Genomic DNA, 21,304 nt, shown 5'->3' with positions numbered 1-21,304 from the left:
GATTTTATTCTCCCCACCCCAACCCTCCCCATCAGGGGAGGGAGCCGTCTACCTTGACAAGCCTTGGCTCTTCGCTAATCTTTTCCACTATTTAGAGGTGACTTTATGAAAAACTTGATGATCGAGTGGTAGCATACCAGAAGCCTTTAAAAAGCCACCGCCAGTATCGGCGGGTGGCTTAAGGGCGTAAGACAAACCACTGGCCTTACCCCTCCAAGGCAGGATGCCGCCTATAATCTAGGCGGCAAACAGAAGCTTACACCAACCACACCCCGCCAGCGACGGACGTAGTGGCCAATTGGGCAGCGGTTACGCCCGTTAATTGCACCAGCGTGTCCAGTGTACCCTCATCTTGGAACACATAAGTATTGCCAATATCCGTAAAGGCGACCGTTTCACCCTGCGTCAAATTGGTTTGCAAATAAGTAAAAATATCGCCTAAATTTTTGCCTTGCAACGCTAAAGCAGAGCTATAGGTATCCGCATCATCAAAACTGATAATGCCATGGCTAATGGCGTGGCTATGGATAATCCCGGCATTAATGCCGTCCACACCCGTGGTATTGGCGGCGATAGCCGTACTGTCCAAATCCAATTGGTCAGAGCCACTGCTTTTGCCTAAGGTAAAACCATTCACCACATCATAACTGCCGACCAAACTATCGCCCGCACTGATCTGCACGACATCTAACAGGCTTCTTTCTTCGCTTAAGACATTCGTATCTTTGCCTAAACCGCCGACGAAAGTATCGCTGCCATTGCCCCCGAACAAGAAATCATCGCCACTACCGCCCATCAACACATCACTGCCATTGCCGCCGCCCAACCTATCGTTGCCGTCGCCGCCATCCAACGTATCATTACCCAAAGAACCGAGCAGCATATCGTTACCGTCACCACCGCTCAAGGTATCCGCCAGACTGCCGCCCATTAAGGTATCATCGCCAGCCAGACCGTTAATCGTGTTATTTAAGGTATCAATCCCCTGTAAACGGTCATTAGCCGCCGTACCATTGTGATGGCTGGCAATATAAGCCAGCGTCCAAGTGGTATCGGTAAATTGGAATTGGCCGATAGCATCTGCGCCGCCGCCAAAAAAATCATTGACGGTAATTTGGTCGCCATTAGCGTACTCTAACACCAAACTGTGGTTGCTGCTGTCGTCATACAGCGCGGTCACGTCCGTAGACGCAATATTGCTAAACTTGACCATGTTTTGGGAATCGCCATTATCATAAATGGTATCGACACCGTCACCGCTGGCAAACAGATAAGTATCGGCGCCTTGACCACCCGCCAAGGTATCGTCACCCAAGCCCCCTGTTAACACATCATCACCATTACCACCAAACAAGACATCGTTACCGTCCAAACCTGACAGCACATCATTGCCTTGATAGCCATAAATGATATCCGCTTGACCCGTTCCGCTCAGCGTATTGCTTTTTTGATTGCCACTAATAATAGCCATTGTTAATATCTCTCATTATAGATTACTGAAAAACCGCCTGCCCCAGCCATGGCCGCCTTAAACGCAGTAATAGAGGCTAAAACAGGCGGCTGTTATTGTTCTGTAAACGGATAGTTATACAGATAGTGCGGACTTTACCAAAAATTGATGACAAATACAGTGAAGTAACGAATTTTTTGACAAAAACTTACTTAAAGAACGGGGGATGCCCTAATTTCTGACCCACTAAAGCGTAGTTTCCGCAACCCATATCAGCCCGGAAAATACTTCTTTAGCTTATACCATAAAGACCGCTCGCTAATATCCAGCAACTGCGCGGCCTTAGCCTTATTGTCACCCGTTTGGCTTAACGCCTGTCCAATCAGTTGCTTTTCCAATTGCTCAACCTGCTGGTTAAGGCTGCCCAGCGTCGCCGTAGGACTCTGGGCTTGCGCTTGCGCGGGTGCCATATCCTCCAGCACATCACTGGGCAGATGGCCGATACCGATGGTTTTGCCGCCACTTAACACCACCGCCCGCTCCATCATATTCGCCAACTCACGGACATTGCCCGGCCAGCTATAAGCCTGCAAGCAGGCTTGGGCATCGGCCTCAATACCGTGACTGGCAAACCCGAAATCACGCGCATGTTTTTCGACGAAAAACGTCGCCAACGGCAAAATGTCTTCACGCCGCTCCCGCAACGGCGGCAAGGCGATGTTGAACACATTCAGACGATAAAACAAATCCTCACGCAACTTCTGGTCGACAATCGCTTGCCGGGGATTACGGTTCGACGCGGCAATCACCCGCACATCGACCGTAATGGTACGGTTACTGCCCAAACGCTCCAAACTGCGCTCCTGCAATACCCGCAACAACTTCGCTTGCAGACCGATGTCCATTTCGGTAATCTCGTCCAAAAACAACGTGCCGCCATCCGCCAATTCAAACTTACCGACCCGCTCCTTATTCGCCCCGGTAAACGCGCCTTTACTGTAGCCAAACAGCTCGCTCTCCAAAATATCCGCCGGAATCGCCGCACAATTGATCGACACGAACAGCTCTTTGGCACGGGGAGAAGCATTATGGATGGCCCGCGCCACCAACTCCTTACCCGTCCCGGTTTCGCCTTGGATCAGCACACTGGTTTTGGTCGCGGCAACTTGCTGAATTTGCGTGTAAATTTGCTGCATGGCCGGGCTGTTGCCGATAAAGCCCTGCCAACCCTGCGCGACCGCTTGCCGCAAATAACGGTTTTCCCGCTGCATCTTACCCAAGCGCAACGCCCGTTGCACCGAAGCAGTCACCGCATCCAACTCAAAGGGGCGGACAATATAATCGCTGGCCCCATACTTCATCGCCTCCACGGCACTCTCCACCGTACCATAAGCCGTGACCACAATCACCGGCACCTCATTATTTTGCTCACGCAACTGCCGCAACAGGCCGATGCCGTCCAGTTCCGGCATCCGTAAATCCGTAATCACCAAATCGAACGTTTGCTCGGCCAGCATCGCCAACGCTTGCAGGCCATTACCCGCCTGCGCCACGCAATATTCCATCTGCGTGAGCATAATCTCCAATAAGCGGCGCATTTTTGGCTCGTCATCGACGACCAGAATCGTTTGTTTGGGCATTCTGTTAAATTTCCTGATGGATCATAGGTAAAACGACATGGAAACACGCGCCCCCTAACGGGCTATCAGTCACAAAAATCCGTCCCTGATGTGCCAAAACAATTTGCTGGACAACCGTCAACCCCAGCCCCACCCCTTCTTGCCGCAGGGTGAAAAACGGCTCGAACACCTTAGCCTTATTGGCATCAGTAATACCAGGGCCATCGTCACTGACGGTTGCCTCAAAACTGTCGGCATGGTTGCGGGTTGCCACCACAATATGGCCGCCCAGCTTAACGTGTTGCGTGGCGTTTAATAATAAATTTAAAAACACCTGAATGATGTGATCTTTATCACAATCCAAGTGTGAATTTGTCGCAGCCAAATCGGCGCTAATCTGCACCTGCCGCACTTCGGCATGACTTTGCACCAATTCTAAGGTACGCCGGATAATCGCGTGGGCATCATTATAGGCAAACTGCGGCGCACGCGGCTTGGCACATTCTAACAGCATCGTCACCAAACCGTTCAGGCGCTGGGTTTCGCTCAGGATATACCCCGCCATTTCCTGGCCGATCTCGCTCAAATCCGGTTCGCGTTGCAAAATTTGCGCGGACGAGCGCAAAATCCCCAACGGTGTCCGCACCTCATGCGCCATGCTCGCCGCCATTTCGCCTATCACCGCCAATTTGGCGACCCTGATCACATCCTGCCGCGACTGCTCCAAATGCTCAATCATTAACGCAAACTGGCGGCTTAACTCAGTGATTTCTTGGCTAGAATTGACCAGCGGTGACACCACTGGCTTACCGAGCATAAAATCATGGGTAAACTTGGCCAACTGGACAATCGGGCGGGCAATTTTTGCCGACATCCAAAACGACACCACAATGCCCAGCACCAAGGTCAAGCTTAAAAATGCCAGAATCGCCGCCCACAAATCCCAAACCGGCAACAGCGCGTTTTTACTGGGCTGGAGAATCAGCACCCGCCAGCCAAAGCCGCTAAACGAACGGTAGCCCTGCGAATTGGCATAACCCACCAAAACGGCCTCATGATCCAGAAAATCCACCGTCGTCGTCAGCGACCCCGTCATTTTCTGCCCCATCAACGGCAACAGCTCCGGCAAACTGGCAAACGGCAAAGGCCGGTGCTGCAATACCGTCGACGTAGCGATCACCTTACCCGCCTCGTCAATCAGCAACGCATAGGTCGCCGAATCTTTCAGGCTGAATGGCAACGGCGTATCCAACAGCCGGAACATCTCCCGCCAATCAAAACTCGCGTATAACTGCCCCAGCGTACCGTTTTTAAAGGCATCGCGGATAGGGATGGAAAAATATAACTGCTCCAGCTCGGCATCCAGAAAATGCAGCGCGTGGGTATGGTCTTTATGGGTGACGCTAAGCCATGGCTCGGTATGCGGATACCATTCGCCGATCAGCTTCTTATCACTGGCGGAAATGATCTTGTCCTGATTGTCGACGACAAAAATCTGCCCATAAATGCCACCATAACCGCTGTGCAGCTCGTTCAGGACATGCGCCAACCGCTTATCGACATCCCCCACCCGAATCTCCTGCATCACCTCCAACTGGCTCCACATTGTCATATTCTCAAACCGCTCAAACAACGCCGTGTCGATTTGCTGCATAATCGTCGACGCTTGCGACTGGAGCTTATTATCAATCTCCTCCCGCAAAATCTCCCGCAAATGCACAAAAATCATCAATGTGATCAGCAACGCCGAAGCCAAACTAATCAGCAGATAAGACATCAGCAAAGTATAACGGATGGTCATGCGGGTATCTCGGTCAAAAGCGCAGGAAAAAGAGGGGGATTAACCGTAGAGAGTATAAGGGCGATAGCCGCCGCGCGGCAAAAAAATTGCGGGGAAAGGGGGAATGCCCGCTTTTATGCGGGTCTGGCCGTTCGGTGCCGCACGGTTGGCTTGGCGTGTCGGTATCCTAGCACTGGGGGTATTTCAAGAGACAGCGGTGTTTTAGATGACGGGTCAGGAGAAGACCGTGATTTTTGCGTGGTGAATAAAAATCCTGCGGCCTTTCTTTGATAAAGAGCGGAAACTTGGGCAGAAACAGCTTGCCCACCAAGGCTTGGATTACCGAGTTAACAAGGCAATAATTTCTTGATTTCCCTCATTTTCAGCAATATCTAAAGGCGTGTCATCGTAATCATTTTTTAAATTGCTTATCGCCCCCGCTGCCAGTAAGGCGACAATAACGTCTTCCCTTTGCATCCGTACCGCATAATGCAGTGGCGTGTCGCCTAAATCCCCGGCAAGATTTAAATCCGCCCCGCCAGCAATCATAATATTGGCATCATCTATATCGCCCCGCCAGCAAGCCAGATGAAAAGGGCTATCCTGGTCAACCCCCAATTGATCGGGGGACGTTAGCTCTAACGCTTCGAATTGAACTTGTTTTTGATATTTCTTTAGCAATTCTTCCAGCTTGCCCTTAGCATCCATCATATAAACCTCAGGGATATTTTTTCTTGCCTTAAGAGCGGGTAGCCCAAATTCCTTTCGGAAAGACTCGAATTTATCCACGGCATCCGCAACCCCATCAAAATAATCCTCATAGAAGCCTGTTTTGTTGAATTCAGCAGGGCCGATAAAATATTCACCGTCATCGAATGTTATCGTCACCCACTCTTCGGGAACAGAAGGGTCAACAACCTCAAACAAAGCTTTTGGATACAGTATGGGTTCTCCGTCATCATTGATAACACGAAAATATTCATCATCAATTTGAACAACAGAATAAACCATGCCAGGAGAGAGGCTACGATGATAATTGTCATCCACAATACGGTCATTAACCGTCATTTTTGCTTTCAATTTCATGATTAAGTTTATATGTAAACCCCTAAAATACCCCGGCTACTAGATCCCTATTTTTCGACATTGGTAATGGATTAGGAAAGATAATTTCTACCCACTACCCGCCTTACGCGCCAATTCTTTTATTAATGTTAATTTGTCTTGAAAATCCCCATAAATATGAACAGATGCCCCATAATCATCTTGATGATTAGCAATATATTCAGCAGTACCTAGCAATTTATCAAAAATGGGGAGTATATGCTCAGGAGCGTCTTTTAATTTATCTTCGACTAAAGATATATAGCAATTTGCAACATCAGGCGCATCTAATTCATCGAATCGGCTAGACACAACAAAGTCCTTGAAACCAAGCATATAGTACCTAAACGGAATAGCTGGCATAAATCTCAAATCTGTTGTTCTTCCCGTAACGTATTTGCGGAATTCTTTGTGCATTTCTGCATTCGTCCGTCCATAAAAAACCTCATAAGCATCGCGCTGATCCAAGTCTGCCCAATACTCTTCCCAATCTGTTTCAGTAGGTATTTCTATTTCCATAACCGCGCCGCCTTACGATCACCTGTTCAGGATAACTACCACAGGCCGCTTGTTCATCCCACACATCCACTAACCGTTCCCGAAGCATTAAAACCTCTGGTGGTTGCCAAAGCGGAGTATAACCGCACCCGCTAGGTGTGACGGCGGCAATATTGCAGCCATAAAAAAACTTTTCATACACTTTATTGAGTTGCGGTTCATGCAATTTTTCCCGCAGGGCATCTAAAGCAAAGGTGCGAATTAAATCTTCAATGAAGTTCCAACCATTTAACATTACTTCACAAGCAGTCTCATCAATAATACTGCCTGACCCTAAGCCAGAAAGTATTTTCCAGAAAACATCAAAATCAATTATTGCCGCTTCATCCCATCTTATAACGAAAGGCAAACCTGCGAATACTTTTTTAGCCTCTTCAAAATCACCTACAGATAAAATAAGCTTGTCTTGATGTTGTTTAAAAACATCCCCATCGCCATTAGCTTCCCACAGCAAATAACCGCATTTTCCCTTGTAACTATACGCATAAGGATAAACGCTATTTTTATCTTCCATAGCAATTAGTTATACCATTTTTCTTGATTTTTCTATAGCAAATAGCGGCTATGGACAAGTCAAAAGACCTTCTTTGGCTTCCTTTAAAATTGCCTCAAAATCGCTTAAAGGAAAGCTCATCACCACGTCTTTATGCGATATATAAATATCTGTCAAAAATTCGATTTCCAAATTCTCACAACCTTTTTCCTTATTTATTTGACATAAGCGTTGTTTTTTAAAATGAATTTCAACCAAAAGATGGTCTCGTTTTGTTTCGCTGACAAAAATAATACTAAAATCACTCATACATTTACATAATTAGGCTAAATACGGTATGCCGGAATGGGTAAAACCCCGTAATACGCGTTGTTTCTTACAAGCTATCCGTTGTCTGTCCCAGTGCAAGGTACACTAAACTGTAAAACAAGAACATGCTGGGCGCATGGGAAACAAAAAAAAGTGTCTTTTGAAGTTGAATGCTCTATTAAGCCCTCAATTTTTATAGCCTTTTCAAATCTATATGATGTATATTCAGAATTTGGCATTAAAAACTCAATCATATCCAGGATTTTAAAAGAAATGTACTTTTTCTTATCATCTACAGCTTTGCAATCAAAATGACCAATGGGGTAATTTAAAATATTTTCCGCTATAAATACTTGAATCTCTTGCTCTATCTGACTGTATTTAACATCATATTTCATATCCACATTTAACTGACAACGGGATTGAAAATACTGAATCAAGTTTATATCTACATTTTGTTCGGTCGTGTTTTCAAGGATAAAGGCACCGGCATAGTAATCATTAATTCTCCCGTTTAACGCCATAACGCCCATCAGAAAGCCATCTAACCTTGCCACTCCAATTTCCGAAATCACTTTTATCACTTTAAGAGCTATTATGTATTTACACCAATAATTAAAATTATCGAATTTCAGGAATAATCTGCAAACTTATGTCGCAGTCATTACATGAAGCCTTTGCAATTGCGTTTAACCAATCTACCCAAATAGCGGGGTCGGCGGTGTTCCCATTATCTAACAGCGACATGCCGCCAAGTAAGCCAGCTATGTCATTTGAGTTTGTTAATTCATATTCATGTTCATGTTCAAGAAATTTATACATCGCTGCATAGGCGGCTTTTACGGTTATTTTATCGTTTTCATTAATCATAAGCTCCATTTCCGACTTGTGGCTTTACGGGTGAAGAAAGTCCTGTATCTGAATTATATAGCAGTGGTGTTTCATTCCTTACTCGTCATTTTTTATTCGCCGTACAGCCGTTAAGAAATAACAACAGTTTCGTATGTTAAAGGATGCACGACTTTAATATTTCTAGGTTCGAGTAAGCCGATAATTTTTATTAACAGCTCAGGATATGAGTCTTCTGGAACATGCACCCAAGCTAACGGACGGCCAAAGGCGTATTCCAAGCATTTATTGGCCGAATGGATGTCCAGAGGATCAGGGTTCAAACCTTGCCGCTGGCAAAATAACCTAAAATCTTCAAGCGTTATTTCGCCATCTGCAATGGATGAACGTAGGTTTTCAGTATCAATTTTATCTGCCACATTAGACAAACCCAAAAAAACATCTTTCGGGATACCCAATTTATGCAAGTCCTCCGCCAGTTCCTCGCCATACTCGTCGGGTAGCTGATTGCCTGGAGAAGACCAAGCGTCATAATCGTAAACCGTAGGGCATTTGCTAACCTTGTTCATTTAACCCCCACAATTTGGAAAACGCATTCGCTTTGGGTGTACCTGCCCGCCTTAGTGTCATAAGTGCGGTAGTAATTATAGGACAGCCCGCTCTCGCCGTCGATGTATTGGCCGGGGAAGCGCAGGTTGTAGCCGAAGCCGCCCACCCCGGCGGGGTTGGTCTTGGCGGTGTTGGTGCCGAAGGGGTCGGGGTTGTCCCACTGCCAGCGCACCTGTTTTGCCGACGATAATCTGGAGGGGGTGCCAAGGTGGCCGCTGAGCACGGGGAAGATGCCGCCGCCCGCGACCATGGCGACGGGCAGGTCGCCGGGCCGGAGGTGTGCCTGTTGGCGGACACCGTTGTTGCCGTAGCTGCCGCTCAGGTGGGTGGCAGGCTTGACGGTAAGCCATCGACCCGCCATGTTCAGGGCGGGTCGGCTTTTGTCGCCGTAGGTGAAGGTTTGGGTACCGTTGTCGGTAAGTTTACCGGAGTGTCATGGCGGTAGGTTTTAGCACCTGCCGGATTCAGGCGGTTGCTGTTGGTGTTACCGACAGTGGCGGGGAGCCATTACAGCATGGTTGTCCTGTTCGCCATAGCCAAGTGGAAGGTACGCACAGCGTACCCTACCCGGCTTGGCGCAGGGTGTTGTTGGTGTCGTATTCGCCGATCAGATGTCCGGCGGTGTCGTAGACGTAGCGGTAGGGAGCCAGCGGGGACATAAGCGCCCCATTTTGCGACCCGTTCGCCGAAGGCGTTTAGCAGCAGAGGGTGGCGGTGACAGTCGCCCGCATATCCATCCCATTGCTCTACGCAATGCACCTTACCGCGTTAGTTATCACTAGCAAGTTCTTTCAGGCATCTAGTAATAGTTGATTTTACGGCTACTGTTTTTTCATTTTTAAGTTTTTGTTCCAATATTCCATAGAGCCCATCAATATTATTATCGAAAGATAATTCAGTAAGTATATTTGCAGTTGCACATCTTACCCGATAGCTTTTTGTGTTGAGCATTTTTATTATCAAAGATAAGTTTGATTCTTCGCCAAGTTTAAATAATGCCGTTAAAATTCTAACCCTCGATGCATTTCTTTTTTCAGTTAACAATGCCTTTTTTAGAGCATAAACGGTATTTTTATCACCTATTACGCCTAATGCTTCTGCTGCATATCCTCTAACCAACTCATCTTTATCGGTAAGTTTTTCAATTAACTTAGGTATAGCATATTTCGCTTTCAATTTCCCTAAGCTGTCAGCAGAATTTAATCTAACAACCTCATCTACATCATCAAGTGAGTCAATTAGATAGCTAATTGACTGTTGATTGTTAAAAAAACCCAATGTTTCGGCTGTCAAATATCTTACTTCATAATGCGGGTCTTTTAATAATGGGAACAGCTTATCAACATCATTTTTATTGCCAATTTCCCCAAAGACCTGGATAGCTGCCGACCTAATAGAATAATTTTTATCTTCAAACGCTTGAAAAAGTAAAGGACGTATTTCGTCATATGCTTTTTCTTGCCAACTTTTGACCAATAAAACTCTTGACAAAGTATCTTTACTGCTCACTTGATAACACCCTTACTTTATGGACATCTTTTGTTTTTATTTTTTACTTTACGGCCTTTTAATTCTTTCTCAAGACGTTTTTTATCTTTACCCTTGGCCTTATCATATAAATCTTGAATTTCTTGGTCTGTATAGCCTTCAAGCCCACTATCTCTGACATTTTGATTGCCGCCTTTTGCCATTTCATAGGCATTTTCTAGTGCGCTAGACACGTTATTAACAAAATCCGAAACGACATCTCCAAAAGCCGCACCGGCGGCCGTAGCGAATGCAATTTCAGAAGGAGTAGCTAGAATATTTGCTCCACCTGTGGTTACGTCGATAGCTATTGATCCAACTATGGCAGCTCCCCCACCAATGGTACCACCTAGTACTGCACCTTCAGCAGTTAATCCATACGGATCAATTTGATTAACCGGATTCCCCCCCACATACCCATAAGTGTTCATCCCCCCATCCAAGCCGATCGGGTCGCTTTGGGTGTACCTGCCCGCCTTAGGGTCATAGGTGCGGTGGTAGTTGTAGAACAGCCCGCTCTCGTTGTCGGCGTATTGGTCGGGGAAGCGCAGGTTGTAGCCGAAGCCGCCCACCCCGGCGGGGTTGGTGTTGGGGGCGTTGGCGCCGAAGGGGTCGAGGTTGTCCCATTGCCAGCGCACCTGTTTGCTGCCGTCGATGATTTGGCGGGGGGTGCCGAGGTGGTCGCTGAGCACGGGGTAGATGCTGCCGCCCGCGACTATGGCGACGGGCAGGTCGCCGAGCCGGAGGTGTGCCTGTTGGCGGACACCGTTGTTGCCGTAGCCGCCGCTCAAGTGGTTGGCTTGGTCGTAAGCCATAGACCCGCCCATATTCAGGGCGGGGCTGGTTTTTGACATGTTGACCTAGGGCGTTGCTACCATAATAGCTACGTTATCCATTTGATTAAAAATCAACAAAACCCATTTTTTTCAGGAAAGGCCCAAGAATTCCAGCCACTACGGGTAACATAACGAACAACAATATCATTATCAATATCCATAATTTACTATCATTCGACATAAATCTAATACCTAAGATAACGGCGGAATAAGAGGACTAATTTTTGGTTTCTCTACAACGTTTGGATCAACTGTAAAGTTAATGCCTTTAGGAAATCCTAAATCTCCGACAGGAGTCTTCGCAATACCGCACGTCAAGTCTATTCCTGCTGGAAATGGCAATGGAACACCGTTTGTCCACATTGATGGCGGAGGGATTCGTACAATGAATTCATCTGAATTAGCTCCTGGTTTGTATTCTATATTATGTCCCGCATCGTAAGCAATTGCGGCAATGAGGAGAATTCCAAATATCTCCTCATTATTACCCCTTGGATCAATCCTGTTAAGCGGATTCCCCCCCACATACCCATAAGTGTTCATCCCCCCGCCCAAGCCGATCGGGTCGCTTTGGGTGTACCTGCCCGCCTTAGGGTCATAAGTGCGGTGGTAGTTGTAGAACAGCCCGCTCTCGTTGTCGATGTATTGGCCGGGGAAGCTCAGGTTGTAGCCGAAGCCGCCGACTCCGGCGGGGTTGGTGTTGGGGGCGTTGGCGCCGAAGGGTTCAAGGTTGTCCCATTGCCAGCGTACCTGTTTTGCCGGGGATAATCTGGCGGGGGGTGCCGAGGTGGTCGCTGAGCACGGGGTAGATGCCGCCCCCGCCCGCGACCATGGCGACGGGCAGGTCGCCGAGCCGGATGTGTTCCTGTTGGCGGACACCGTTGTTGCCGTTGCCGCCGCTCAGGTGGTTGGCTTGGCCGTAAGCCATAAACCCGCGCGTGTTCAGGGCGGGGCTGGTTTTTGACGTGCAGGCCTAGGGCGTTGCTGCCATAGCGGTAGGTGCCGTTTTTGCTGATACCGGACAGGCGGCTTTTGGCACCGTAGGTGAAGGTTTGGGCACCGTTGTCGGTAAGTTTGCCGGAGTGTCATGGCGGTAGGTTTTAGTGCCTAGCGGATTCAGGCGGTTGCTGTTGGTGTTGCCGACAGTGGCGGGGAGCCATTACAGTATAGTTGCCCAGTCCGCCATAGCCAAGTGGAAGGTACGCACAGCGTACCCTACCCGGCTAAGATAACGGCGGGATAAGAGGGCTAATTGTTGGTTTTTCTACAACGTTTGTATACGCCGTTTTAAGCCATCGTATAAAGGCTAGCACTCTATCCCATTACAAAGTGTTACGCCTTATAGCCTTAATAAAAAAGTAAATGAAACATGAAAATGAAATAACAAATACAAACGAGTATGAATAAACCAAACATTCTAACTTAGGGATATTTGCATTCGTAAAGGCGCTCTGCCAAATAAAATACAAGACGTTAACACCAGAAAAATAGGCTATCAGCACACATATAATTACAGTTATCCAATATTTTATTTTGTTAATTATTTTTGTTGTTGCCAAGCTTCTTTAGGTTGCTAATAGGGCGGAAGCGCTGAGCATTGTTTTATCAAACTCTGAACAAAAGTTTGGCAATTGTTAGTTGGACCTGTTACGGATTAGGTCTTACCGCGTTGGAGCCGGCGGGCCAGTAGTTATTCGAACCCTGTTATTCCGTTATTTCGAATCAATGAATTTTGTTGCCTGATTGCTCTAGCCATTGTTTTGTTTCTTCACCAATATAATCCTTATTCAATTTTAGAAGATTTTTTTTTGTAACTAAAAAAATTTGTTGGGCCCATTTTTTGAAATTTTCTGTTTTTTCTACTACCTCATCATTTTTCCCATAAAATTTATCAGTATAATAAACTCTACCTCTTCTCAAGATTTTACCATCGTAAAAACAACTAGTAACCTCAATTATCGGCGAACGAAGCACGTCAATAACCCAATGATTTTGTTTAGGTACAAAATTAATCACTAACGAATCAATATCATCTGGGTGAACAAAATAATAGAATAACCAGCGATGGTTATTCTCAGTTAAATTGAGATTAGATAACTCCCTCGGCGAAGAAGAACTTGATTTACTATGCAGAATAATTAAAAGACAAGCATCTTTCAATTTGCTCTCTAACGCATCTAAATCTGATGGTAATAAGTAAAAATTTATTTGTTTTCCCATAAACTTTATTTGTTATAAGGTACAAAAGTTGGTCGCATACCAGGAAAATGCACTTACACTAATAGCTATACCTATCGAATTGCAGGAATAATCTGCAAACTTATGTCGCAGTCATTACATGAAGCCTTTGCAATTGCGTTTAACCAATCTGCCCAAGCAGTCGGGTCAGCAGTGTTCCCATTCTCTAACAGCGACATGCCGCCAAGTAAGCCAGCTATGTCATTTGAGTTTGTTAATTCATATTCATGTTCAAGAAATTTATACATCGCTGCATAGGCGGCTTTTACGGTTATTTTATCGTTTTCATTAATCATAAGCCCTATTGCCAATTTGGCCTTATTGGTGAAGAAAGTCCTGTATCTGAATCATATAATTGTGGTGATTCATTTATAACATCACCCTTTCTGGTTTGAGTTCATGCCTACCCTTAGCTTTACAAATACATATTACGAATCAGCGACATGCGCGTAAATTGACTCCAGCGCCTTATAAAGCTTGCCAATAACATGATCGTATTCACCTAAAAGAATCTGGGCGGTACGGACATTTTTATCTTCAATCCCCTTATACAAAACCGTCGAATAACCATTACAATCGATAAGAAAAATCTTCCATTGATCAAAGACATCTACAGGTATTGTTATTTCAAACCGAGCTGGAGAATCAGGCATTTCACCACGGACATTTTTGCTGTCACCATAAATTGCTTCATTGAGCTGATAAAAAACCTTTTCAGGTGCTTGCAAACATAAGCCGTCAGCATTGCGTTTGCCAGAGTCATATAGCAAATATTTCAACTGTGACAAAACATCCCTAAGAGAAGTGCCAAGCTCATAATCGCCTATGCTCTCACCTTCGAGCCAATAACAAATCTTGCCATACATCCATTCGCCACCGGAATTAAAATCAAGCGCATATTCCACCGCAAATCTTTGTTTATCACCGATCAACATCGCTTACAAACCAAATACCCATAAGTATAGTGGTAATTATAGAACAGCCCGCTCTCGCCGTCGACGTATTGGCCGGGGAAGCGCAGGTTGTAGCCGAAGCCGCCCACCCCGGCGGGGTTGGTGTTGGGGGCGTTGGCGCCGAAGGGGTCGAGGTTGTCCCATTGCCAGCGCACCTGTTTGTTGCCGTCGATAATTTGGCGGGGGGTGCCGAGGTGGTCGCTGAGCACGGGGAAGATGGCGCCGCCGCCCGCAAGCATGGCGACGGGCAGGTCGCCGAGCCAGATGTGTTCGGCTTGGCGGGCACCGTTGTTGTCGTATTCACCGATCAGGTGGTTGGTTTGGCCGTACCCATAGACCCGCCCGTGTTCAGGGTAAGGCTGGTTTTTGACGTGCAGGCTTAGGGCGTTGCTACCATAGCGGTAGGCGGCACTTTTGCTGATGCCGGACAGGCGGCTTTTGACACCGTAGATGAAGGCTTGGGGCTGTTGTCGGCAAGTTTGCCGGAGTGTCATGGCAGTAGGTTTTAGCACCTACTGGATTCAGGCGGTTGCCCAGTCTGTCATGGCCAAGTAGAAGGTACGCATAGGGTGCCGGACTTCCCATGCGTACGATTACGCTACGCTAACCGTACTAATTTTTCGCTTGGCTTCTTTTAATGCTTTTTCAAAAATTGCTAAATCAACCTTCCTTAGCACCAAGTTTTCTTGTACATTTTGGTCAGGAAACTCAATTTTCATACAATCCAACCCATCATCTTGGTTAAGTAAACCAATAAATTTATCTTCGTAATAAATTTCAGCGACCAGCTTTTCATAATCAGAATCACTGGACAATAATATCCTTACCTTGTCATTCATAATGTAATTATCCTAGGATCCTAAAAAACCTGTCATATTTCCATTTGCATCAAAACAAGCACCTTGCCCAGTCCGCCATAGCCAAGTGGAAGGTACGCACAGCATACTCCACCCAGATCCTATCTATCAGTAATTTATTGTCGATTAAACTCGGTTAGTGAAGATTTCAAAAATATAAAATGTCCTTGTAAAACACAGGTTCCGCAGACTTCTGGGCTTGGCCATGCTTCATTAGTCATTTTCGTTGTTACCTCTATGTCGATGTCCATTAAGATTGTGTCTTCACCAATCGTATCAAATATAGGGCGCGACATTTTATTTAACAATACGCTGTTATCCCCATTTGAAACCATTAATTTAAGAGTTCCTTTCTTTGCATAACCAAAGCAAAAATTTCTGAATGAAGACGAACCTTCTGTGAGTACAACCAAAGCCTTATCATGTTTTGATAGATCAAATTCACGGTTTTTAAATGGGCCGTCAGGAATATGAATAGTGAGATACTGGATCGCAGATGTATCACTCAATCCCGGCCAACCTGAAAATCGTTCTCGAAACGCAAACGCAATTCCATCCCCATTTGTTAACTCCTGAAGAGGAACAGAAATATTATTTTCTCTAAGTGCAGAAAAAAGGGTTCCCGATAAGCTTTTTGATAACTTATCGTGAATATTTCTTTCTTTCAATTGCGCTTGTTGAACCCAGATATTTTGAATTGATCGGCCAGGAAAGTTACTATAAGGAAAACATTGCTTGATTGGTTTCGCATCAGCGATACTTAATACATTTACGAAGAGAATTATCAACAACCCTTTAAACTTTAATCTTTTATGATTTATTAGGCGCATTTCCTTCCACTCAACGATTGATTAATCTATTTAGATGATTCTGAATTTTTTCACCTACCTATTTTTTTTCAAAAAACTATAGGCTTTAATGGCAGGCTCACGAGTTCATCCCCCCACCCAAGCCAATCGGGTCGCTTTGGGTGTATCTGCCCGCCTTAGGGTCATAAGTGCGCTGGTAATTATAGAACAGCCCGCTCTCGCCGTCGATGTATTGGCCAGGGAAGCGCAGGTTGTAGCCAAATGCTCCCACCCCAAACAAAACCCAAATTCCCCACCAACCGACATAGCATTATAATAGGTTTATTATATACTCTACCCATAACCCCCTACCGCACCCGTCTATGCCCAAGCCGCTATGCCCCACCCTGATTGTCTTGCTATTGCTCGGGCACAGCCTAAGCGGCAGTTGGGCAGCGCCCCCACTACCGCCCTCTTATAAATGGGGGCGCGGCATCAGTGTGCCCGCGCTGGACTTTAACTTGGGCGGTTATGCCAACGTTTCCTATATGCACCCCGAAAACCAGCCTAACTATCTCAAGTTAGACGAAATCAGCCTGTTAATTTCCTGGTCGCCGCTGCAACGGTTACGGTTTTTTGCCGAAGTGGAAGCCGATGACTGGCTGTCCACGCAATACCCCAACAGCTTTGCCAATGCGATCCGCGCCGAGCGCCTGTATGCCGACCTGTTGGCCACCGACACCCTGACCGTGCGGGTCGGCAAATTCTTAACCCCTCTAGGCCGCTGGAATGTCATCCACGCCGCGCCGCTAATTTGGACGACCACCCGCCCGCTAGTGACTGACGAGCAACTGTTTAGCCACCACCTTAACGGCCTCATGCTCACCCAACGTATTCAATTCAGCGAACGCAATCTGGACATTTCGGTCTATGCCGACCATTCCAGCCAATTTGACATTTTCGACAACAGCACGACCGGGTTTGACGACGCGTTTGGCGGGCGGGTCAATTTAGAGCTGTCCGAGCCGTGGCAAGTCGGCTTCTCCTTTATTAACTTCACTAACGAACTCCACCCCAAAGCCGAGCGCAATAACATGGTGGGCATGGATTTTGTCTGGAAGAAAGACGGCTACGAAGTCACCACCGAAGCCATCTACCGCCATGCCAACGATAGCCAAGGCCAAGAGCATGGCCTGTACCTACAAGGCATAGCCCCCCTCGCCAAGCAAGTCTTTGCGATAGGCCGTTACGAATACCTAAACGGTACGCACCAATTTATCCGCACCGATACCCATATCGGGGTTACAGGTCTGGCGTGGCGGCCTTATGTGCCCTTAGTGTTTAAGGCCGAGTACCGTTTCGGTAGCCAAAATGAAAGCGTCGCCCCCAGCGGCTTTTTCACTTCCATTTCCATGTTCTTCTGATGATGTTTACGCGCACCGCCCTATTCTGCCTGACGGCATTAGCCCTCATACCCGCCCATGCCGATGAGATATGGTTGGTCACGGGTCTGGACACGCCGTTTAAAACCTTAAGCCACAAGACGCTGGAGAATATTTTTTTGCGCAAAACCTTGCTGAACGAAGACGGCAGCAGTTGGATACCGCTCAACCTAAATCCCGAACACCCGGTTCGCCAAGCCTTTTCCGAAGCCTTGTTCCACCGCCGTGCCGAAGCCTTGGAACCCTACTGGAACGAGCAATATTTCCACGGCCTGACCCCGCCCTATGTGGTCGCCTCCGAAGAGGCTATGCTGCGCTTTGTCTCCGGCACGCGTGGCGCCATCGGCTATGTCCTGCCCTGCCATAGCGACGCGCGGGTACAAGTGGTCTTTAAACTGCCTGTCCGTGATGACCTTAAGGGGCAATGCGGTAAATAGCGTCCGGCAAAAAGTGGTTTTTAACGGCTGACCTCAATCAACCCTGCCAATTTTTGCCGCTAAGCCTTAAAATACCGCTATCAACATTCTGTTTACGGATACGACCATGAAAAAAATCAAAGTGCTGTTTGTCTGTATGGGCAACATCTGCCGCTCGCCAACCGCCGAGGGGGTATTTAACAAACTGATTGAAGACCGTTATCTGGGCGAACGCTTTACCGTCGATTCGGCAGGCACCCATGCTTACCATATCGGGGCCGCCCCTGACTTACGCTCCCAAAAAGCCGCGCGGAACCGGGGCGTGGAATTGGCGAAACTACGCGCCAGAAAATTCACTGTCGACGATTTCAGCGATTTTGACCATATCTTGGCGATGGACATGGAAAACCATACCCTACTCGCCGCCGCCTGCCCGGACGAACACAAGGCGAAAGTCCGCCTGTTTTTAGATTACGCGCCGCACCTGCCCTTCCGCGAAGTCCCCGACCCGTATTACGGCGGCAGCTACGGTTTTGAGCGGGTACTGGACTTAGTGGAAGAAGCTTCCGAAGGCTTCTTAAAAACCTTAAAAGCCGACGGGCATTTGTAAACCCCAGCAACTTTAGGAACTCGATGTTCAAGTTTTTAACATTCAGATAAATAGCTTAGCTATCAGATACTGTAAAACTATTTAAAACAACAAGTTGCAACGAAGCTCGTCTCCCTCCCCTGATGGGGAGGGTTGGGGTGGGGAGAATCTAAATCAGGCTTTTTTTATTAAACGGACTAAAAACAGTCTGCTTAAAATCTCTGAGACAGAAGCATAAGCTATTGATTTTATTCTCCCCACCCCAGCCCTCTCCATCAGGGGAGGGAGCCGTCTTACCCTACAAGCTTTTATTTTTTAACCAATGCCCCGCCCTATTTAGGGCGGGTTTTATGAAAAACTTGATGATCGAGTAGGAACGCTACATGGCTATTATCACCAATACCATCAACTATCTGGACGGCGATACCGTCTTAGAAGGTTTCTTTGCCTTTGACGATACCCTGCAAGGCCGCCGCCCCGCCGTCTTAATCGCCCCCACTTGGGCAGGCCGCGACAGCTTCGCCGACGACAAAGCCAAGCAACTGGCGCAACAAGGCTATCTGGGCTTTGCCCTGGACATGTACGGCGCGGGTAAAGTGGGCAGTTCACCCGAAGAAAACGGCCACCTGATGCAACCGTTCATAGAAGACCGCGCTTTGCTGCAACGGCGCATTAAAGCCGCCTTAGCCAGCGTCCGCTTGCTGCCGTGGGTAGACGACAGCAACATCGCCGCCATTGGCTTTTGCTTCGGCGGCTTGTGCGTATTGGATTTGGCGCGTAGCGGCGCGGCTCTGAAAGGCGTGGTCAGCTTCCACGGCCTGCTCGGTGCGCCCAATAATTTGGCCGGACAAACCATTACCGCCAAAGTGCTGGCCTTGCACGGCCACGACGACCCGATGGGGCCGCCCGCCCAAGCCTTGGCCTTTGAACAGGAAATGACCGCCGTCGGCGCCGATTGGCAACTGCACACCTACGGTCATACCCTACACGCCTTCACCAACCCGCAAGCCAACAACCCCGCCTTCGGCACCGTCTACCAAGCCGATGCCGCCCGCCGTTCATGGCGGGCGATGGGTAATTTCCTTGAAGAGATTTTTGCCTAAAAAATCTCCATAAAATAACCTCGGCATAAGCATTTTTGGAGCGCGGGCATCTTGCCCGCCCTTGCGGGCAAGATGCCCGCGCTCCAAAACCCGTACTTTTAACGTTTGCCTAAATTATTGCCTACCCATTCCTACGCAAAGGCCTTCAATCTTTGCCGATGGCCTAAGGGCATATCTTACCTAACTGGGTCAGCACCCTTTCCAGCGCATCGCCCCGCTCCGTATCAACCGCTATGGTATGGCGTTGCTCGGCTTCCCCCAGCGGTTCAGCCGCTTGCTGCTGTTGGCGCAACACCGCCACTGTCGCTTCCGAAGCATCGCCCTGCCGTTGCCTGATACGTTGGCACAAAGTATCATCGGCCGCTTGCACGGCAATGATAATAAAAGGCGTTTGGCAGTCTTCGGCCAGTTGCAAAAAGCCCTCCCGCTGTTCCCTGTTAAGAAACGCCGCATCGACAATGACGGAAAACCCCGCCTCAAGCACCCCTTTGGCCAACACCGCCAAGTGCCGATACGTTTGCCGGCTGGCTTCTTGGCTATAAATGCCAGTACCCAAGCCGCTACCCGTATCGGCTTGCGCCGTATAACCCAACAAGCGTTTGCGTTCTATATCCGAACGGATCTGTAACGCGCCGATGTTTTCCGCCACTTGGCTGGCTAACGTCGATTTTCCTGAACCCGAAAAACCGTGCATGATAATCAGCCCCGCCTTGCCGGGTTGGGTAAAGCGTTCGGCCAAATCGGCAAACAGGCCATACTCAGCACACAGTTGCCCATCAGCTTCTGGGTTTTGGTCAGCCTGCAACAACGCGATTTTCGCCCGTACCAAGGCACGGTACACCCAATAATAGCGCAACAAAGCCAGCCCCGGATAATCGCCAGTCGCTTGTAAATAGCGGTTAAGGAAACGGTAGGCATACACTTCATAGCCAAAACGCAGCAAATCGTTCATCAAAAAAGCCACCTCGCTCATGACATCAATCCAACTCAGTAGCGGGTTAAACTCAATACAGTCAAACGGGATGACCTTACCATCGACCAGCGTCATATTGCCTAAATGTAAATCACCATGGCATTCGCGCACCCAGCCCTGCTGTTGGCGTTGCTTCATCAGCGCGGCTTTGCTGTGCCATTCTGCATCCCCCCAAACCTGGAGAGCCGCCAATTGTTGCACTTGGCCAGAGCTTTTTAAAAAAGGCCGGATGCCGGTAAAATTCTCGGTAAACCAATAGCGTATATCCTGACTGCTACCATAAGGCGACTGGTCGTCAGTGCGAGCCACCGTATGGTGAAAATCGGCAACCAGACTGGCGATCTGGTCAATTTCATCCGTACTCAATTGCCCACACTCGGCGGACTCCCGCAAAGTTTGCGCACAAGGGAATTGCCGCATCTTGACGGCATATTCTATAGCATCACCTGTACCGGCCATTTTAGGCGCAGCGGGCGAACCGGTTATCGGCACCACCGCAAGATACCAGCTTGCCGCCAAACGTTGGTTGAGGCGTAATTCCTCATGGCAAAAAAACTCACGCTGCGCTAAGGCCGAAAAATCCAAAAAGCCGAAATTCACCGGCTTTTTGATTTTGTAGGCGTATTGCCCGGTCAGTAAGACCCAAGAAATATGAGTTTCAATCAAACGGATAGACTCAGTGGGGTGGTTATACGCATCGGCTTTGCTAAGCCCTTTCAGCAAAGCAAAACCAGAATCCTGTACGGGGGGGTCAGTAGGGATTGATGTCATTGGCTTCCAAAAACCTTAGGTATCCTCATGAATCTTGATT

General features: G+C 47.8%; 27 protein-coding genes and 1 pseudogene. 5 read left to right on the top strand and 23 right to left on the bottom strand.

The window, feature by feature from the left end:
* Window positions 1–256 precede the first annotated feature (256 nt).
* The 13 genes from CEK71_RS04300 to CEK71_RS23870 all read right to left on the bottom strand — a co-directional run bounded on the left by CEK71_RS04300 (window position 257) and on the right by CEK71_RS23870 (window position 10,936).
* Window positions 257–1,471 carry a calcium-binding protein gene (locus CEK71_RS04300; protein WP_088618231.1) on the bottom strand — a complete coding sequence of 405 codons (1,215 nt, stop codon included), beginning with the start codon at window positions 1,469–1,471 and terminating at the stop codon, window positions 257–259.
* Window positions 1,472–1,722: 251 nt separating this feature from the next.
* Entirely contained in the window at window positions 1,723–3,090 is a 1,368-nt protein-coding gene (locus tag CEK71_RS04295) for a sigma-54-dependent transcriptional regulator (RefSeq protein ID WP_088618230.1), read from the bottom strand.
* Between the two features lie 4 nt (window positions 3,091–3,094).
* Complete coding sequence (locus CEK71_RS04290) at window positions 3,095–4,870, bottom strand: sensor histidine kinase (RefSeq protein ID WP_088618229.1); 1,776 nt, start codon at window positions 4,868–4,870, stop codon at window positions 3,095–3,097.
* 318 nt (window positions 4,871–5,188) lie between these two features.
* Window positions 5,189–5,935, bottom strand: coding sequence for an ankyrin repeat domain-containing protein (locus tag CEK71_RS04285; RefSeq protein ID WP_088618228.1), 747 nt, complete (start codon window positions 5,933–5,935; stop codon window positions 5,189–5,191).
* Between the two features lie 87 nt (window positions 5,936–6,022).
* Window positions 6,023–6,472, bottom strand: coding sequence for a hypothetical protein (locus tag CEK71_RS04280; RefSeq protein WP_088618227.1), 450 nt, complete (start codon window positions 6,470–6,472; stop codon window positions 6,023–6,025).
* Window positions 6,450–7,025, bottom strand: a complete 576-nt coding sequence (locus CEK71_RS04275; protein ID WP_088618226.1) for a hypothetical protein — start codon at window positions 7,023–7,025, stop codon at window positions 6,450–6,452. The genes CEK71_RS04280 and CEK71_RS04275 overlap by 23 nt, the downstream gene beginning before the upstream one ends.
* A 48-nt stretch (window positions 7,026–7,073) precedes the next feature.
* Entirely contained in the window at window positions 7,074–7,313 is a 240-nt protein-coding gene (locus CEK71_RS04270; protein ID WP_088618225.1) for a hypothetical protein, read from the bottom strand.
* A gap of 74 nt (window positions 7,314–7,387) precedes the next feature.
* On the bottom strand, window positions 7,388–7,870 hold the full coding sequence (locus CEK71_RS04265; RefSeq protein WP_198328461.1) for a hypothetical protein: 483 nt from the start codon (window positions 7,868–7,870) through the stop codon (window positions 7,388–7,390).
* 64 nt (window positions 7,871–7,934) lie between these two features.
* Window positions 7,935–8,183: a hypothetical protein gene (locus CEK71_RS04260; protein WP_088621500.1), complete on the bottom strand. Its 249-nt coding sequence runs from the start codon at window positions 8,181–8,183 to the stop codon at window positions 7,935–7,937.
* Between the two features lie 110 nt (window positions 8,184–8,293).
* Window positions 8,294–8,731 (bottom strand): hypothetical protein, encoded by a 438-nt coding sequence (locus CEK71_RS04255; RefSeq protein WP_088618223.1) that lies wholly within the window; start codon window positions 8,729–8,731, stop codon window positions 8,294–8,296.
* Window positions 8,728–9,132, bottom strand: coding sequence for an RHS repeat-associated core domain-containing protein (locus CEK71_RS04250; RefSeq protein ID WP_088618222.1), 405 nt, complete (start codon window positions 9,130–9,132; stop codon window positions 8,728–8,730). The genes CEK71_RS04255 and CEK71_RS04250 overlap by 4 nt, the downstream gene beginning before the upstream one ends.
* 407 nt (window positions 9,133–9,539) lie before the next feature.
* Entirely contained in the window at window positions 9,540–10,280 is a 741-nt protein-coding gene (locus CEK71_RS04245) for a HEAT repeat domain-containing protein (protein ID WP_088618221.1), read from the bottom strand.
* A gap of 17 nt (window positions 10,281–10,297) precedes the next feature.
* Window positions 10,298–10,936 carry an RHS repeat-associated core domain-containing protein gene (locus CEK71_RS23870; RefSeq protein WP_157678979.1) on the bottom strand — a complete coding sequence of 213 codons (639 nt, stop codon included), beginning with the start codon at window positions 10,934–10,936 and terminating at the stop codon, window positions 10,298–10,300.
* Here CEK71_RS23870 and CEK71_RS23495 point away from each other — a divergent pair.
* Window positions 10,925–11,149 (top strand): hypothetical protein, encoded by a 225-nt coding sequence (locus tag CEK71_RS23495; protein WP_157678977.1) that lies wholly within the window; start codon window positions 10,925–10,927, stop codon window positions 11,147–11,149. The two genes, CEK71_RS23870 and CEK71_RS23495, sit on opposite strands and share 12 nt — an antisense overlap.
* A 177-nt stretch (window positions 11,150–11,326) precedes the next feature.
* Here CEK71_RS23495 and CEK71_RS23490 read toward each other — a convergent pair.
* The 9 genes and pseudogenes from CEK71_RS23490 to CEK71_RS04200 all read right to left on the bottom strand — a co-directional run.
* Window positions 11,327–11,848, bottom strand: a pseudogene (locus tag CEK71_RS23490) (RHS repeat-associated core domain-containing protein); the annotation flags it as partial.
* A gap of 10 nt (window positions 11,849–11,858) precedes the next feature.
* Window positions 11,859–12,062, bottom strand: a complete 204-nt coding sequence (locus CEK71_RS23485) for a hypothetical protein (protein WP_232463762.1) — start codon at window positions 12,060–12,062, stop codon at window positions 11,859–11,861.
* A 794-nt stretch (window positions 12,063–12,856) separates the two neighbouring features.
* Window positions 12,857–13,354, bottom strand: a complete 498-nt coding sequence (locus CEK71_RS04230) for a hypothetical protein (RefSeq protein ID WP_088618218.1) — start codon at window positions 13,352–13,354, stop codon at window positions 12,857–12,859.
* A gap of 71 nt (window positions 13,355–13,425) precedes the next feature.
* On the bottom strand, window positions 13,426–13,668 hold the full coding sequence (locus CEK71_RS04225) for a hypothetical protein (protein WP_088618217.1): 243 nt from the start codon (window positions 13,666–13,668) through the stop codon (window positions 13,426–13,428).
* Window positions 13,669–13,800: 132 nt separating this feature from the next.
* Window positions 13,801–14,307, bottom strand: coding sequence for an Imm42 family immunity protein (locus tag CEK71_RS04220; RefSeq protein WP_088618216.1), 507 nt, complete (start codon window positions 14,305–14,307; stop codon window positions 13,801–13,803).
* A complete protein-coding gene (locus CEK71_RS04215; protein WP_088618215.1) occupies window positions 14,301–14,819 on the bottom strand; it encodes an RHS repeat protein in 519 nt (172 codons plus the stop codon). Before CEK71_RS04215 ends, CEK71_RS04220 begins: the two co-directional genes overlap by 7 nt.
* A 99-nt stretch (window positions 14,820–14,918) precedes the next feature.
* Window positions 14,919–15,164, bottom strand: a complete 246-nt coding sequence (locus tag CEK71_RS04210; RefSeq protein WP_088618214.1) for a hypothetical protein — start codon at window positions 15,162–15,164, stop codon at window positions 14,919–14,921.
* 134 nt (window positions 15,165–15,298) lie between these two features.
* Window positions 15,299–16,012, bottom strand: a complete 714-nt coding sequence (locus CEK71_RS04205; protein ID WP_088618213.1) for a hypothetical protein — start codon at window positions 16,010–16,012, stop codon at window positions 15,299–15,301.
* Window positions 16,013–16,109: 97 nt separating this feature from the next.
* A complete protein-coding gene (locus CEK71_RS04200) occupies window positions 16,110–16,262 on the bottom strand; it encodes an RHS repeat-associated core domain-containing protein (RefSeq protein WP_232463761.1) in 153 nt (50 codons plus the stop codon).
* A gap of 91 nt (window positions 16,263–16,353) precedes the next feature.
* Between CEK71_RS04200 and CEK71_RS04195 the strand changes: the two genes are divergently transcribed.
* From CEK71_RS04195 to CEK71_RS04180, 4 genes are all read left to right on the top strand, one after another.
* Window positions 16,354–17,394: a hypothetical protein gene (locus tag CEK71_RS04195; protein ID WP_088618211.1), complete on the top strand. Its 1,041-nt coding sequence runs from the start codon at window positions 16,354–16,356 to the stop codon at window positions 17,392–17,394.
* On the top strand, window positions 17,394–17,849 hold the full coding sequence (locus CEK71_RS04190; protein ID WP_232463760.1) for a hypothetical protein: 456 nt from the start codon (window positions 17,394–17,396) through the stop codon (window positions 17,847–17,849). Before CEK71_RS04195 ends, CEK71_RS04190 begins: the two co-directional genes overlap by 1 nt.
* A 106-nt stretch (window positions 17,850–17,955) precedes the next feature.
* Window positions 17,956–18,438 carry a low molecular weight protein-tyrosine-phosphatase gene (locus CEK71_RS04185; protein WP_088618210.1) on the top strand — a complete coding sequence of 161 codons (483 nt, stop codon included), beginning with the start codon at window positions 17,956–17,958 and terminating at the stop codon, window positions 18,436–18,438.
* Window positions 18,439–18,800: 362 nt separating this feature from the next.
* Window positions 18,801–19,520, top strand: a complete 720-nt coding sequence (locus tag CEK71_RS04180) for a dienelactone hydrolase family protein (RefSeq protein ID WP_088618209.1) — start codon at window positions 18,801–18,803, stop codon at window positions 19,518–19,520.
* 163 nt (window positions 19,521–19,683) lie between these two features.
* On the opposite strand, the gene CEK71_RS04175 is transcribed toward CEK71_RS04180, so the two are convergent.
* On the bottom strand, window positions 19,684–21,264 hold the full coding sequence (locus CEK71_RS04175) for a bifunctional aminoglycoside phosphotransferase/ATP-binding protein (protein WP_088618208.1): 1,581 nt from the start codon (window positions 21,262–21,264) through the stop codon (window positions 19,684–19,686).
* Window positions 21,265–21,304: the final 40 nt, after the last annotated feature.

It is taken from the genome of Methylovulum psychrotolerans, from assembly GCF_002209385.1.
In the GTDB taxonomy this organism is placed as follows: domain Bacteria; phylum Pseudomonadota; class Gammaproteobacteria; order Methylococcales; family Methylomonadaceae; genus Methylovulum; species Methylovulum psychrotolerans.
This window is presented reverse-complemented; position numbering and strand designations above follow the sequence as displayed.